Annotated in this window: 17 protein-coding genes; 11 read left to right on the top strand and 6 right to left on the bottom strand. The window is 67.1% G+C overall.

What is annotated here, in order from left to right:
- Nucleotides 1-9: 9 nt before the first annotated feature.
- Complete coding sequence (locus AB0H00_RS29520; protein ID WP_357272690.1) at nucleotides 10-1,884, top strand: hypothetical protein; 1,875 nt, start codon at nucleotides 10-12, stop codon at nucleotides 1,882-1,884.
- Nucleotides 1,885-2,291: 407 nt separating this feature from the next.
- On the opposite strand, the gene AB0H00_RS29515 is transcribed toward AB0H00_RS29520, so the two are convergent.
- From AB0H00_RS29515 to AB0H00_RS29500, 4 genes are all read right to left on the bottom strand, one after another.
- Nucleotides 2,292-2,678 (bottom strand): hypothetical protein, encoded by a 387-nt coding sequence (locus tag AB0H00_RS29515; protein ID WP_357272688.1) that lies wholly within the window; start codon nucleotides 2,676-2,678, stop codon nucleotides 2,292-2,294.
- Nucleotides 2,679-2,760: 82 nt separating this feature from the next.
- The gene (locus tag AB0H00_RS29510) at nucleotides 2,761-3,372 is read right to left on the bottom strand and encodes a hypothetical protein (RefSeq protein WP_357272686.1); all 612 of its coding nucleotides are present in this window, start codon (nucleotides 3,370-3,372) and stop codon (nucleotides 2,761-2,763) included.
- 306 nt (nucleotides 3,373-3,678) lie between these two features.
- Nucleotides 3,679-4,860 (bottom strand): hypothetical protein, encoded by a 1,182-nt coding sequence (locus AB0H00_RS29505; protein ID WP_357272684.1) that lies wholly within the window; start codon nucleotides 4,858-4,860, stop codon nucleotides 3,679-3,681.
- Nucleotides 4,861-4,889: 29 nt separating this feature from the next.
- A complete protein-coding gene (locus tag AB0H00_RS29500; RefSeq protein WP_357272682.1) occupies nucleotides 4,890-5,228 on the bottom strand; it encodes a hypothetical protein in 339 nt (112 codons plus the stop codon).
- Between the two features lie 213 nt (nucleotides 5,229-5,441).
- Between AB0H00_RS29500 and AB0H00_RS29495 the strand changes: the two genes are divergently transcribed.
- From AB0H00_RS29495 to AB0H00_RS29475, 5 genes are all read left to right on the top strand, one after another.
- Complete coding sequence (locus AB0H00_RS29495) at nucleotides 5,442-5,780, top strand: WXG100 family type VII secretion target (RefSeq protein ID WP_357272680.1); 339 nt, start codon at nucleotides 5,442-5,444, stop codon at nucleotides 5,778-5,780.
- 37 nt (nucleotides 5,781-5,817) lie between these two features.
- Nucleotides 5,818-6,126 carry a WXG100 family type VII secretion target gene (locus AB0H00_RS29490; protein ID WP_357272678.1) on the top strand — a complete coding sequence of 103 codons (309 nt, stop codon included), beginning with the start codon at nucleotides 5,818-5,820 and terminating at the stop codon, nucleotides 6,124-6,126.
- On the top strand, nucleotides 6,123-7,655 hold the full coding sequence (locus AB0H00_RS29485) for a hypothetical protein (RefSeq protein WP_357272676.1): 1,533 nt from the start codon (nucleotides 6,123-6,125) through the stop codon (nucleotides 7,653-7,655). Before AB0H00_RS29490 ends, AB0H00_RS29485 begins: the two co-directional genes overlap by 4 nt.
- Before the next feature lie 24 nt (nucleotides 7,656-7,679).
- Nucleotides 7,680-7,931, top strand: coding sequence for a hypothetical protein (locus tag AB0H00_RS29480; RefSeq protein ID WP_357272673.1), 252 nt, complete (start codon nucleotides 7,680-7,682; stop codon nucleotides 7,929-7,931).
- A 200-nt stretch (nucleotides 7,932-8,131) separates the two neighbouring features.
- Nucleotides 8,132-8,596 carry a hypothetical protein gene (locus tag AB0H00_RS29475; RefSeq protein ID WP_357272671.1) on the top strand — a complete coding sequence of 155 codons (465 nt, stop codon included), beginning with the start codon at nucleotides 8,132-8,134 and terminating at the stop codon, nucleotides 8,594-8,596.
- A 21-nt stretch (nucleotides 8,597-8,617) separates the two neighbouring features.
- Here AB0H00_RS29475 and AB0H00_RS29470 read toward each other — a convergent pair whose 3' ends face one another.
- Nucleotides 8,618-8,839, bottom strand: a complete 222-nt coding sequence (locus AB0H00_RS29470; protein WP_357272669.1) for a hypothetical protein — start codon at nucleotides 8,837-8,839, stop codon at nucleotides 8,618-8,620.
- A gap of 152 nt (nucleotides 8,840-8,991) precedes the next feature.
- Here AB0H00_RS29470 and AB0H00_RS29465 point away from each other — a divergent pair, with 152 nt between their 5' ends.
- The 4 genes from AB0H00_RS29465 to AB0H00_RS29450 are packed head-to-tail and all read left to right on the top strand — an operon-like array spanning nucleotide 8,992 to nucleotide 12,549.
- Nucleotides 8,992-9,798, top strand: a complete 807-nt coding sequence (locus tag AB0H00_RS29465; protein ID WP_357272667.1) for a hypothetical protein — start codon at nucleotides 8,992-8,994, stop codon at nucleotides 9,796-9,798.
- Nucleotides 9,795-11,360: a DNA cytosine methyltransferase gene (locus AB0H00_RS29460; protein WP_357272665.1), complete on the top strand. Its 1,566-nt coding sequence runs from the start codon at nucleotides 9,795-9,797 to the stop codon at nucleotides 11,358-11,360. The genes AB0H00_RS29465 and AB0H00_RS29460 overlap by 4 nt, the downstream gene beginning before the upstream one ends.
- The gene (locus AB0H00_RS29455) at nucleotides 11,357-12,217 is read left to right on the top strand and encodes a phage Gp37/Gp68 family protein (RefSeq protein WP_357272663.1); all 861 of its coding nucleotides are present in this window, start codon (nucleotides 11,357-11,359) and stop codon (nucleotides 12,215-12,217) included. Before AB0H00_RS29460 ends, AB0H00_RS29455 begins: the two co-directional genes overlap by 4 nt.
- Nucleotides 12,205-12,549 carry a hypothetical protein gene (locus AB0H00_RS29450; protein WP_357272661.1) on the top strand — a complete coding sequence of 115 codons (345 nt, stop codon included), beginning with the start codon at nucleotides 12,205-12,207 and terminating at the stop codon, nucleotides 12,547-12,549. Before AB0H00_RS29455 ends, AB0H00_RS29450 begins: the two co-directional genes overlap by 13 nt.
- A 67-nt stretch (nucleotides 12,550-12,616) precedes the next feature.
- On the opposite strand, the gene AB0H00_RS29445 is transcribed toward AB0H00_RS29450, so the two are convergent.
- On the bottom strand, nucleotides 12,617-13,315 hold the full coding sequence (locus AB0H00_RS29445) for a hypothetical protein (protein WP_357272659.1): 699 nt from the start codon (nucleotides 13,313-13,315) through the stop codon (nucleotides 12,617-12,619).
- 179 nt (nucleotides 13,316-13,494) lie between these two features.
- Here AB0H00_RS29445 and AB0H00_RS29440 point away from each other — a divergent pair.
- Nucleotides 13,495-13,943 (top strand): hypothetical protein (locus AB0H00_RS29440; protein WP_357272656.1); only part of this gene is annotated, 449 nt, incomplete at its 3' end.

Below are 13,943 nucleotides of genomic sequence, written 5' to 3'. Positions count from 1 at the left end.
GGCGGGGTCGTGAATCCGAATATCAATCGTGGCGCCAAGCTCGGTGGGCTGATGGTGTATCTGTTGGGTCCGGGTAAGGCGAATGAGCACACCGACCGGCATGTGGTCGCGGGCTCGGCGTCGGTGATGCGGGCGGCGTGGCTGGCCCGGTTCGACGGCTCGGAGGCGGATCGGTCGGCGAGGAATGTGGCGTTGGAGATTGCGCGGGAGATAGATCTGCCGCGCAAGTTGCACGGCACCCGTGCCCGGATGCGGGCCCGCGCTGCGAGCGCGAACACTGGCGCGGTGGAGGTAATCGAGCGGCCGGTGGCGGGGGAGAAGGGTGTGCTGCGGGATGCGCCGGTGTGGCATTGCTCGTTGGCGTTGCGGGCCGAAGAGGGCGATCTGTCGGACGAGACGTGGAAAGCGATCGCGGAAGACTTCATGCGCGAGATGGGGTTCGTCGACCCGTCCCAAGCGGGGGTGCGGTGGGTGGCGGTGCGTCACGGCCGCGCGAGTGCGGACCGCTCCGGTGGCGATCACATCCACATCGCCGCGTCCCTCGTCCGTGAGGACGGCAGCAAGATCGACACCTTTTTCCCTGACCCGGTCACGGGCCGCCCGATGGGTGACTACGCGCGCTCGCAGAAGGTGTGCAACCTGCTCGAGCACCGCTACGGGCTGGAGGTGCTGGCCTCCCGCGAGGACGGCGGCGCGTTGAAGGGCAACTCGCGGGCGGAGACCGAACGTCGTGCCCGCAGCGGTGAGGAGTTGACCGAGCGGGACAAGCTGCGTTTGGAGGTGCGGGCGTTGGCGTCGGCGTCGGCGAGTGAGGCGGAGTTCGTGCGCCGCATCCGGGATGCCGGGATCTCGATCCGCCCCCGCTACAGCAAAGGTGGCGGCGAGGTGACCGGGTATGCGGTGCGCTGGCGCAGCGCAGCGGACATCGCCGCGGACCGCAAATCCGAAGCGCAGCAGTTGGCTGGTGGTGGGAAGCCCCTGACGATCGAGGAGCTGAGCCACACTGGGCCCTGGTACGCCGGGGGGACGCTGTCGACGGATCTGGCGTTGCCCGCGCTGCGTGATCAGTGGGACGACTCCCTGGAAGCGCGGGCGGAGGCGTTGGCGACGTGGAAGGCCGGCCGCCGCAGTGGGGGGCAGCGGGGGCGGGAGGCGCAGACTCTCGATGATCCGCAGATGTGGGCGCGGGCGCACCGCGATCTGCAGAGGTGGAACGAATACTTGGCGACGATCCCTGCCGACAGCCACGGGGAGTGGGCGCGCGCGGCCGGGCGCGCGGCGGGAGTGTTCGCGGCGTGGTCGCGGCGCGTGGAAACGAAACCGGGAGTGTTCGCCGACGCGGCCGCGGAGCTGACTCGTTCGGCGCAGCGGCCCGCGCATCTGCGGTGGCGCCCGCCGGCCGAAGGCCAGCAGCGCCCGCCCGGGCTGGGTGCGGTGGCGGTGATCCTCATCCAGCTCGCTAAACACAGCGGGCGGCCCGACCCGGCCGCGGAGACGGTGCGGCTGGTCGAGGAGCTGATCCGCACGCTGTGGGCGATCGCTGACGCGCACACCGCCCGCCAGGAACTGCTTCGTGCCCAGCAGTTGCGTGATCGGGCGTTGGAACCGTTGCAGGTCCTGCGCGAGCGGCAGCATCAGCTCGCGGAACGTGAGCAGGGGCCGGCGCGGGGATCTGGGCGGGAGTCGATCGAGCAGCGGGTGGAGCAGATGCGGGCGGCCGGAATCGACGAGGAAGCCATCCAGTCCTGGCGAATTTCCCAACTCGCCTTCGGCACCGATCCGCGCACAGCCACCACGCAGCGGCCGCCGTCGGCCTCGGAGACCGCCCGGCCTTACACCGCGTCCGACACCAGCCAGATCCGAGACCAGGGTCGGGGTCGCTGACCGCTAGCCGGGGTTCCGGTAGATCAGACTCGCGTCCCTAATCGCGATCAGCCTCGCGATTAGGGACGCGCAAGTGTCGCGAGGCTGGTCGCTACCTTGGTCGTGAAGCTGGTCGCGCCAGTGGACCGCCGCTGAGCTGCGGACGGTCCTGCCCCACCCCGTCCCCTTCCTCCGGTGTCCGATTTGTTGACCACCCTCGATCTGCGTACCTGGACCGAGGGTGGTCAACAAACCAGGGACGGGGTGGGACGGAAAAACGGTCAGGATGGCACAGGATTCGGGGGAGGAACGGCGACGGCCGTCAGGCCCGTACGTTCGCTGCCGTTGGCGTGCCGGGCGTCTTGGGAAGGTGCTGCCGCACGAGCTTCGCTCGCTTGCCTCCGATCACCACACCGCAGGGTTGTCTCTTACTTCAGGCCTGCGGTGTGCAGTATCTCCTCGGGTGTCCCGCACGCTTGTGGGTGGTCGAGGCGGCGTCCCTGCGCGTTGAACTGATCGGAGACGTGAGCGGCCTTGTCGAGCGTGGCCTGGATCTGTTCGAGGGTGAGCCCTGCGCGGTGCTGGTCGAGAACGTATCGGGTGTAGTCGATGCAGTGCTCTTGGAAGGTCGCCACGGTCGGTGGCCCGCCCGGGTGCCGCACGTCGTACCACTGCACGATGCGGTGTAGGTAGTCCAGCGTCAGCACGGTCGCGGCGACGAGTACGACCAGGGCCACGACTGCCGTGAGTGCGGTGAGCCACTGTGCGAGCGAGCCTTTCGGTCGACGGGGCGAGGTGACGGGTACGGAATCCACGCTGGTCCTTTCGGCAGGTTTCGGAAGGCAGTGATTTTGATGGCTGGACCCGGTGCTCGGGCGATGGCCGCTTGGCGGTTGATCAGGTCGGGGCTATGGCTGTGATCAGGGTTCGGCCGCTGGTGCTGGTGGTGGTGACTACTTGGGTGAAGGATTCGGAGGGTTCGCCGGGCCACTGCTCGGTCAGGTCGACGAGGAACCGTCCAGCCTGCATCGGGCTGATCTCCACGCAGTAGCGGGTATCGGCGGGCACCTGGTCGATTCCGTGCTGGATTTGCTCGGCATCCGGGATGGCGGTTCCCTCGACCACGGCACGCACCGCGATGCCGGAGCGCAGCACGTAGTACGCGTGCTCGAAGGCCAGAATGGCGTCGGGCCCGCTGCTGGTGCTGCCCGGTCCGGTGCCGGAAACCCGGTTCCCTGCCCGGGTTTGGGCGCATCCGGGCAGGGTGTGGGCGTGTGGTGGTGCGGCTAGCGTGGTCGAGACAGCCACCGTGGTCGAGGTCGCCGTAACCGTGGTCGCCACGGTCGCCGACGCGCGTTGGGCGGCTTTGGCTTTATCGGTGTTGACGGCTACCGCGAGCACGACCACGACGACGAGCACGACTAGGGCGACGATGCCGAGTGCTGCCGCAGGTCTGGACCCGCGCGGTTCGCGGCGAGGGGCGGACGGCAGCGACCGCGGCGTCCCCACGCGACGGTGGCCACCCGATCGGTCGATGATCGACGGAGCACCCGCGTCGTCGTCGTAATCGTCCTCGAAGTCGTCGGTTTCGGTCGCCCGCCTGGTCGACCGAAACCGGTCGCCGGTCCTCGTAGTGGTCGGGCACGAGGTCCGCGTTGTCGTTGGGGGTTGCGAGCCACTGCTGCCAGTCGTCGTCGCCTGGCCCGCGGTCTGCCTGTGTGGAGTGCTCTTGTTCTTCCGTCGCAGGATCACCGATCATCGGCAATCCCAGATCCCACGGTCCCGCGTCGGTGCTCTTATCGCCGTTGGTGTCGCTCACGTAGCCGCCGGTCCGACGACACCAGCGGGCTCATCGAGCAGCAGTGAGGACACTGCTGTGGGCATCGTGACGCCGAGCTGCCCGGGCCGGGGCTTGTGGTCTGGCGCGGTCGGCGGCGTAGGAGGAGCCGCTGGTGGAGTTACCAGTGGACCCGCAGTGCTGGAAGCTGGCCCTGGATCCGGGATGGGTTTCACCGGCTGCTGCGGTGATGAAGCGAGCGGATCCGGTTTCGCTGGTGCTGTGTTCGGTACCGGTGAAACCGCACCGGCCAGGCCGGGTGTGGTCGGACCGAAGTCGATTCGCGATGTGCCCGGTGCTGTCGGTGTGCCCGGGCCGACCGGTGCTGTCGGTGTGCCTGTGTTGGGTGCGGGCGGATGTGCGCCGGGGTTGAGGCCTTCCTGTATCGCGGTCTGGGCGCTGGCGGCGACGGTATCGACGAGCTTGTTGCCGACTTCGGCGACTTTGTCGACCACGTGCAGCCCGAACTCGACGCCGGCGTCGATCACGCTGGTGCCGAGTTGGACGCCCGCGGCGAGCGCTGCTTGCTGGATTTGTGCCTGGATCGCGGCTTGCGCGACGGCTGGGTCTACCGGTTGGCCAGGGCCCGCACCGGGTGTCTGGGCTGGTGTCGGGCTCGGGGGGATGTGGATCGTGCCGGGGGATGTCGACCAGCTACGCGGGGTCGACAGCGGACCCGGGTCCAGCCCGCGTAGTCGTCTAGTGTGGTCGTCCATCTCCGATTGCGCGGCGTTGACGGTGGTGATCGCATCCCGCAGGGCACGGGAGGCGAGGTCTATCACCCGGTCGGCGTCCGGCGCGGTTGTCGCGGTGTCCACGACTTCTCGTGCGTCACGCCGGAATTCGGTGATGATCCGGTCCACGCCGCGGGCGGCGGCGGCGTTGGTCGCGTGCGCATCGGCCAGCAGCGTGAGGTATCGCGGGCCGTGGTCGGCGACCGTGCCTATTTCGTGGCGGGTGCGTCGCAGAACCGGTACCGCATCGGCGCCGGTGTCCCACGAGGATTCGAGCGCGTGCAGGCCGCGGGCATGCTCAGGGTCGGTGTCGGCGACCCGCTCGACGGCCGCCTGCAGGGCTGAGACCAGTGTCTGGTCCGGTACCGTGGTCCCGGTGCCCAACGCGGCCCGCAGCTCGAGCAGGGGCTGCACCAGTGCGGCCACGATCGGCGGATCCTGCCGATGGCCGGGCTTCACAGCGTCGCGGCTTTCCGCGTGATCGCCTCAGCGGTATCTCGGTCGATCGTCTCGGCGACGCCGCTGTAGTCGCGCAGCACCCGCCCGTACTCACTGACCAGCCGCGCACCCATCGAGAGCGCACCAGCATGCGAGGTGACCGCCGCGGCGAACTCTGTCGCGAACCCGCGGCCGAGGAGTCCGAGATCTGCCGTGAGCTGGTCGGTGGCTGGTATGGCGTCGACCAGCTGCGCGGCTGAATCCAGTTCTGCGGCTACCCGATCCATGGCGGCGGTGTAGATCGCTACAGCGGTCGGGTCCAGGCCCAGCCGGTTCGATTGTGTTTCTGACTGCACGTGTGGGTCCCCTCGAAGTTCTCTCATCGCCTGGTGATTGCTCTCGAGTGGATAGGACGATCCGATGAGTTGTTCGGTTCCACTCGAATGAAAACTCGCCCACCAGCTCTCGTGGACCGGTGAGTTCGGGCCGAGATGGAACCGGGCGGCGGTCGGGTGCGTCCTACGTTCCGAAAGAGTCACCCCAGAATCACCGAACCGAGGAGCCATCCCGTGACTGCTACCGCCGCCCCCGCGGCGTCGCCTACCGCGTTCGTCGTGGTGCCCGAGCATGTCTGCGATGCCGGGCGCTACATACAGCAGACCGCCCAGAATCTGATCAGCGGGTTGCGTGCGGCGTCGGCTGAAGTCGATGGCCTGATGACCAGCTGGCGCGGCACGGCGGCCACTGCCTACGCCGGGGCATGGGATGAGACGCACACCGCCGCCCTGGGGGTGTTCGAGGCGCTGGCGGACATGGCTGAGCTGTTGGGTGTGGTGGTCGAGCGCAGCGTCGCCACCGACACCACGAACGCCGGCGACTACGGCTCGCTGAGCCTGCCTCCGATCTGATCGACATCCGAACCGAACCTGTTGGGGGGACACCACAATGACTGAATATCGCGTAGACCTCGCCCACTTGGACGACGTCACCACCCGCATGGAAGGGCTGAACGGTTTCGTCGCCGATTCCCTACGCGAAGTGGAGCAGCGTATCGCCGCCGTCCAAGGGAACTGGAGCGGTGTGTCCGCGGCCGCGCACGCCACCGCACACGCCGAATGGACCGCTTCCGCCGCCGAAATCCGCGACGGCCTGCAGAAGATGCGTGCCGCGGCCACCGCGGCACGCGCGCAGTACGAGGCGGCAGCGGCAGCGAATGCGGCCATGCTCGGTCGTGGCACCGGGGCCGCTGGGTGACCGTTCTCGATGTGGCGGTGCCGGTCTACTACGACACCGCGACCAAGCTCGCCGACGCCGCCGCCGGGTTCTGGGCTGCCGTCGATGCCGAATGGCCGAACATGGCCAAGGCCACCGACATGGCCGGAAGCTACTCGGATGCGAAGAAGTGGGGCGTCTCCTACGACAACCGGGCCGCGGAGATCCTGCGCATGGTCTCCAAAGTCGCCACCGCCGCCCACGGATACGCCCTGATCCTGCAGCAGATCGGCTACAACCACGAATGTGCCGAACACGGCGCCACCATCGGCGCCGGAGCTTTGCCCGTCCGGCCGACCGCGCCACTACCCCCGGTGATCGTGTGTCACATCCCGCTACCGTCGGCGGGTGGCCCCGGCAACGGCCTGGTCGATGAGGGCATCGGCTTGGCCGAGATGATCGGCATCATCGTGCCCGACGGCAACGCCACCACCATCAGCAATGCGGCCGATACCTGGGACCGCGTCCGCTCAGCGTCCGCCGTCGCCGGATTCCCCGCCGCGCTCGAGGCCGCTGCTGTCGCGTTCGACCGCATCACCGCGTTGGAATCTGCGTTCATCGATGAGGATCTGCGCGCCTTGAAGGGCGCGGCCGCTGCTGTCGTTACGGCCATGGCCGATTTGGCCGCATCCTGCCGCGATCACCGCGTTGCGCTGGACGAGCTGCGCGCCAACCTCAAAGTCCAGCTCGAGTCCATCCGTGATGCGCTGCTGACCGAACTGGCTATCAACGCCGCGATCTCGATCGCGTCGAGCTGGATCACCCTTGGCGCCAGCGCCGCTATCGGAGTAGCTGGTGCCGCGGCCATCTGCGCCCGCTACGCCCGCCCGATGCGGCTGCTCATCGAACGATGGCAGACCGAGCGCCGGATCGCCGCCGGGGTGAAGCTGGATGCCGATCTGTCGCGGCACGTGCGGGAAATGGAAAGGCTCGAAGACCTGGCTCCAGGCGGGCGACTCAAACCCAAACCGGACACACCGTCCGGGCCGCCGAAAAAGGAGCCTATCGAGCTGCCGAAAATCGAGCATCCCGAAGGCATTCCGAAGCCGGACCTACCGCGCGAAGACCTGGACGCAATCGCGCGCTACACCGGTTCCAGCGGTGAAATCAACGGCGCATTGCGCAGTGGCGAACCGCTGACCGCCGCGCAGGCCGCCGAGCGAGACGCGATCAATTCCGCGCTCGACAAGGCACCGGTTTATCAAGGGCCGGTGACCCGGCGCACCGACATGTCGCCGGAAGACCTGGCGAAATACCAGCCCGACGCCGTCATCACCGAGCACGCCGTTACGTCGTCGTCCGCTACCCCGGCCGCAGCGAAGGACCGGCCGATCGAATTTCAGATATGGTCGAATGACGGCCGGTACATCGGCCACCATTCGAGCGTTCCGGAAGAATTGGAGGTCGCTTTCAAAACCGATACTCCATTCCAGGTAGTCGACCGATTTCCGGGACCGGGCGGCCGCGAAATCATTCAAATGCGCGAACTTCCCCGAGACCTACCCCACTGACACAAAACGGAATGAGAGAAGACAATGCCGGAAAGAAAAAACGGGAAGACGTTCTACGCGCCTGGTGAGGTGCCCGTGGACATCTCCCAAGAAGAACTTGCCCGAATCAAAGCGGGATTCGCAGAATTCAACGCGCGGCGCGATGCCGTGCCACCCGAAGAGCAAATACATTTGCGGGACCGTTTCGGCGACGAAGACAAAATAGGGACCGACCAGGAAGCTCAGTATCGGGCCGACGTGGAGGAGCGGAAAAAACGCGGCGAGTACTGGGGGTGAGACTTCACCCCCATACAACGAGCCGGACCACCGCCACGCCACCGAATCCGAACATCCCAGCTGGTCAAACAGAGGGTAGCGGTGCGTGCTCGGGTCCAAGCGGTACCTCGAAACAGGCCGAAGACTGACCCCGCAACCGCCCGAACGGAGAACTCCCCCCGCTGGTCCTGGCGCCGGCAGGGGAGTTCTCCGTTTCAGGGGTGCTCTCATTCGGCGAGGGTGAGCTGGTGGCCGTGGTCTGGGCGGACGGTAGTGATGTACGAGCCGCTGACACCGCCGCGGCACTCGACCAGGTAGGCAACGATCTGGCTGTTGTCGGCGGGATGACGCTGCACACTGGCGATGATTCCTGTTCGCCGGATCGCGTCGGGGTGGCCGGGCTCGAGCGAGCGACCATCGCGGTCAGCCCACCACGCCACCCGATCCCCGGCATCGAACACGCATTCGATACTGCCACGTACTGGACGGTCTGGCGAGATAGGCTCACCGTCATGGTTCAGGTCGGTGACAAGGTGCTGCTGGTCGCGGGCGGAGCCTCCGTCTTTCAGGTCCTGGAACTAGACGACGAGGGCTACGCGATCGTCGAGTCCGTGCTTCTCGAGGCCGCGGGTAGGTATCCGTTCAGCGTTCGGGCTGATTCGCTGGTGCCCGCGCCGGAGGTGTAGCGCGCCACAATCTCGGTAGGTTCAGGCGTCTCTGGGGCCTTTGACCTTCCCGTCGCGAATGCGGGCGACGTATTCGCGGGTGAACTTCGAGTGTCGGCCGACGGCGCTAGGTCCCATGCCCTCGTCGAGTCCGGCCAGGATCTCGTTGAACAGCGCCTCTCGCGCGGATTCGTAGGCGTCGGCGGCCTTGTCGTAGGCCGTTCGGGCCTGCTCGATCCGGCGGGCGCGGTCGTCTTCGCTCATATCCGCACTATAGCCCCTGATGTTACCTGTGGTCGCGACCAGTGTTGACATACTGCGAGACGGTACCTAACGTGAACAGTGGTCGCAATCGCTGTTCGCTAACAGTGGTCACGCGACGGTTTGTTTCCGTCCCTCCTATCTCGGAGTCGGTCATGACGTTGACTTTCGATCCTTCCTATCCCGCTACCGAGCCCGACTACTTCGCCGCCGGTCCGCATGCCCCCGAGGTGGGTGACCGCACCCTGCGCGAGGAACACGCTGATATCTCGGTGGTCCTCGCGTTCGCGGTCGAGGCCATCCGCGCCAGCACGTTCGGGCAGCGCCGCCGGGCGCGGACGCTGCTGAGCGATGCGCAGGCCGTTCTGCCCACCGCGGTCGGGCAGAACGCGCAGACCTACCGGGCTGAGCTGGCCGCGCTGCGTGCGGTGCTGACCGGTGAACAACCAGACCCGACCCAGATCGCCTGGGGCAGTACCTACGAGGACTCCTGCGCCCGCGCCGAAGTCCGGGCACAGGCGCTGACACGACAGCTCGACGAGCCGCACCCGATGGTGCTGGAGTGGCTGCTGCGCGACGTCGGGGAGTCTGTAGGGCGCAAGCGGGCGCGGCGGATACTGCGCCAGCACCTGGTCTCCTACGGCATCGACCCCACCGACACCGAGACGGTCGCCGCGATCGAGCAGCGGCGACGCGACGGGAAGGGCACACCACACCTGGATGCTGAGGGGTATCTGGTGTACTTCGGTGCGTTGATGGGTCCGGGTGTCTACATGTGGCCCGATATGACCACACCGCTGACTGAGCTGGTTGGTGCCGATATCCCGTTGAGCTGGCGCGGATCCCGTGTCCTGTTTGCGGCCCGCGCCACCGATGTCGAGGTTTTCGCGGGTGCGTGGCTGGCTACGCTGACCCGGCTGATCGACCGTTGGATCGAGCGCATTCCGGCGGGTGTGCGATGAGCCTGCAATCGACGGTGTACTTCGCCGGATGGGGCGGGGACTCGCTGGGCTGGGAGCAGGTGCCCGGGATCGAGCTGCGGATCGCGGCGAACCACAACCCGGTCGCGGTGGCGGTGCACGAGCTGAACTTCCCTGGCGCGGAGCATCTTCCGCCCGGTGATGTGGAGAAGATTGTGCTGCAGGATCTGCCGCCGACCGAGCTGTTCTGGGCGTCTCCGGCGTGCCCGGCCTGGACCGACGCCAAGGGCGAGAAGCGCTACTTCGACCAGTCGAATCAGTACACGATGTTCGATACGGAACTCGGTGTCATCGAGGATCCGGACGCGTCCCGGTCGCGGGCCCTGGTCGAACAGATCCCTCGGTACCTGCGGTCGATGGCTGCGCGCGGACGCCCGGTGCTGGCCGGGGTGATGGAGAACGTTGTTCAGTGCCGACGCTGGGATGACTGGGGCCGTTGGATCGGTGAGATCCGGGAACTCGGCTACGAGACGCGGCTGATCGCACTGAACTCCGGGCATGTGCTGCCCCGTACCTGCCTGCCCGTCCCGCAGTCGCGTGACCGGCTGTATGTGGCGTACTGGATGAAAGCGTTGGGTCGCCAACCCGATTGGGACAAGTGGCTGCGCCCGAAAGCGTGGTGCGCGGGCTGCGATCGGATCGTCGATGCGCTGCAGGCGTGGAAGAAACCCGGCGTCGAGATGGGCCGCTACGGCATACGCCACGGCCAATACGTGTACCGGTGCCCGTCGAAGGCCTGCAAGTTCGCGATCGTCGAACCGATCACCACACCGGCCTCGGTCGCGATCGACTGGAACCTGCCGCCCGGCGCCCGGATCGCCGACCGCGACGAACCCCTCGCAGACAACACCCTCGAACGGATCCGGATCGGCCTGGAAAAGTTCGCGGGCACACCGATGCTCACCCCCGCCGGCGGGACATGGCGCACCGCCGCGACCAGCCTTACCGAGCCGATGCCTACCCGCACCACCCGCGAGACCGACGCCCTGGTGGTGCCGCCGCTGGTGGTGCAGACCAGCGGACGCGCCGCACTCACCGCCAACAGTGCCGGTCAGCCGTTGCCGACACAGACCTGCCGCCGCGAACTCGGTGTGGCGATCCCGCCATTCATCGCCGAGCTGCGCGGCGGCGGGAGCAAGAAATCGGCCCGCGGTATCGACCAGCCGTTGGCCACCTTCGCTGCGTCCGGGTTCCACCACGGCCTGGTCCAGCCACCCGGGGCCGAGCATCTGCTGGTGCCCTACTACCGCACCGGGCGCGCGCACCCGGTCGCCGAGCCGATGGGCACCTTGACCACCCGCGACCGGTTCGGGCTGCTCGGCATCGACCGCGAGCAGCTGCTCGGACAGTGCACGTTCCGGATGCTCGAACCGTCTGAGATCCGTGACGGGATGGCCTTCCCGGCGACGTTCAAGGCGTTGGGCGACAAGCGGACCCAGGCCCGCGGCTACGGCAACGCCGTCACCCCCGCAGCAGCCGAAGTCATCGGCTGCGCCCTCGTCGAAGCCATCACCGGCGAGCAGATCGAAAGGACCCTCGCATGACCGGCATCGAATGGACCGACACCACATGGAATCCCGTCACCGGCTGCGACCGCATCAGCACCGGCTGCGACAACTGCTACGCCCTGACCATGGCCAAGCGGTTGAAAGCGATGGGATCGGCGAAGTACCAGCGCGACGGCGACCCCCGCACCTCCGGGCCCGGGTTCGCCGTCACCCAGCACCCAGACGCCCTCGCCATCCCGCTGCGCTGGCGCGACCCACGCATGGTGTTCGTGAACTCCATGTCCGACCTGTTCCACGCCAGAGTCGATGAGGAATTCGTCCGGGCCGTCATCGACGTCATCGCCGCCACCCCGCAGCACACCTACCAGGTGCTGACCAAGCGGCCCTCGCGGGCGCGGCGCCTGGCCTCCGAGCGGGGTTTGGTGTTCCCGCCGAACCTGTGGCTGGGCACCAGCGTCGAGAACGGCGCGGTCACCCACCGCATCACCGACCTGCTCGCCACACCTGCCGCAGTGCGGTTCCTGTCGTGCGAGCCGCTGCTGGGCCCGATCGACCTCGACCGGTTCCTGTTCACCGGCACCTGCACCGACGGCTGCAGGTGCCGCTGGCCTGACGACGCAGACCGGTTCGAGTGCGGATGCGGCGGCGAATGCTCCCAATGGCGTCCCGAACCGGCGATCGACTGGGTCATCGTCGGCGGGGAATCCGGACCAAAAGCGCGACCTATGCACACCGACTGGGTGCGCGACCTGCGCGACCAGTGCGTCGAGGCCGGGACCGCGTTCTTCTTCAAACAGTGGGGCGGGCGCACCCCGAAATCAGCCGGCCGCGAACTCGACGGCCAGATCTGGAACCAATTCCCGCAGAACAGGAGCACATCATGCCGAGGCTGATGTCGGTCTCCCTGACCGAGGACGCGGTCCGCGACCGCCGTAAGACCGTCACCCGCCGCATGGGCTGGCTCGCACTGACGCCGGGAACCCGGTTGACTCTGTGCCGCAAGGTCATGGGCCGCAAGCCTGGGGAGCCGCTGGTGCGCATCGTCGACGTCGAAGTCCTCGACGTGCGGCGTGAGCGCCTAGCCCTCATCGGTCCGGAGGACGTGGAGGCCGAAGGGTTTCCGGGCATGACACCGGAGGAGTTCGTCGAGTTCTTCTGCCGCAGCCACAAGGGCTGCACCCCGGACACGTTCGTCACCCGGATTCGGTGGCGGTACCTCGACTGATTTGGGATAGAAAACGGCCCCGGAACTCGCTAGGCGGGTTCCGGGGCCGTTCGCTGTCGGCGGGGTTCTATTTGCGCAGGGTGACCCATCCGAGGGCGATCTGTCCGGACTGCATCGCGGTGAGGAAGTCCGCTACGACCACGAAGTGTTCGCCCGGGATGTAGGCGCTGGTGACACCGAGCGCTACGCCGCGGCGGGCGAGGATCGACTCGCGCAGCCCGTCAGGTGTGGTCTCGAATTCCCAGGTCTGCACGGTGCGTTCCAGGGTCACCGTCAGCAGCCCGTTCGGGTGTAGCTGTGCGTAGGCGTCGGGAACTGGCTTAGGCACCGATACGCCGGTGAGGCCGCAGTAATCGCGGTAGTGGCCCATGGTGGCCACGGTCCACCCCGAAGCCTCAGGTTTGAGCAGCACCTGTTCCAGCGACGGGTTCACCAGCATCGTGGGCAGCGGATCCGGCCTACCGTCGACTTCTGTCGGCAGCATAAATGCCAGGGTGCGGTAGGACAGGTGGTCTTGCCGCGTCACGTTCAGCAGGCCTTCGTTCCACGAGGGTGCCCGGCAACCAGCGTGGTGCAGCGACGCTGCCGCCATCACCGTCAGGTCGTTGACCACCAGGGCCGGGACCTCCGGACCGAAGGGGTGCCCGCAGCTCTGGCAGTCCACCGGCCATAGGTGCTCGCCGATGCGGTGCAGACTGTCTGTGCCGATGCGGTCTTTGATGTCCTTGTTGACCCGGAACGGGAACGTCGCGGTGTCCTGGAACATGAGTATGTTCCCCCTGTCTTGGAAGTTGTTGCGCCGCCACCCCTTTGACGACGACACCTCAAGGCAGTATGCGGTTCTGCTCTGACACAAACACCGGAACCACCTGAAGCGCTCTGATCTGTCGGACCGGCCGGACATACTCGGACCGGCAGGGCTACTACGAGCGCGAGGGGGTTGGTGTGAGTTTCCGAGACTGGTTGGGACGCAAGGACAACGACATCCAGTTGGACGAGGATGTGGCGCGGTTCATCGACCCCTACGACGATGTCGACCGGATCCAGGACGGTGACAAGGTCGCGGTGGATCTGGGTGCGGTGTTCGAGAAGACCAGAGTGGTCATGCAGCGCATCGAGATGGCGCCACAGGAGGCGATCCGGCTCGACAGCATCACCAGCCCGGAGACCTGGTATGCGGTCGTGCAGGCCGGGCTCGCTCCGATGGTGGTCTCCCACATCGCCACCACCGCCCGCGAGATCGTCGCATTCCGGCACCCGTGGCTGTTCGACGACCGCGAATTCGACATCGAACACGCGGACCCGCTCGCCGGCGCGGAGGTCGTCGGGACCGTCGACTACAGCGAGCTGCCCGCGGCCAAGAAGGTTCTCGATGACGAGTTCAACGGTCGCCC

This window comes from Nocardia sp. NPDC023852 (assembly GCF_040639505.1).
Lineage (GTDB): Bacteria > Actinomycetota > Actinomycetes > Mycobacteriales > Mycobacteriaceae > Nocardia.
The sequence above is the reverse complement of the archived record's forward strand: the minus strand, read 5'-3'. Positions and strand labels throughout refer to the sequence as shown.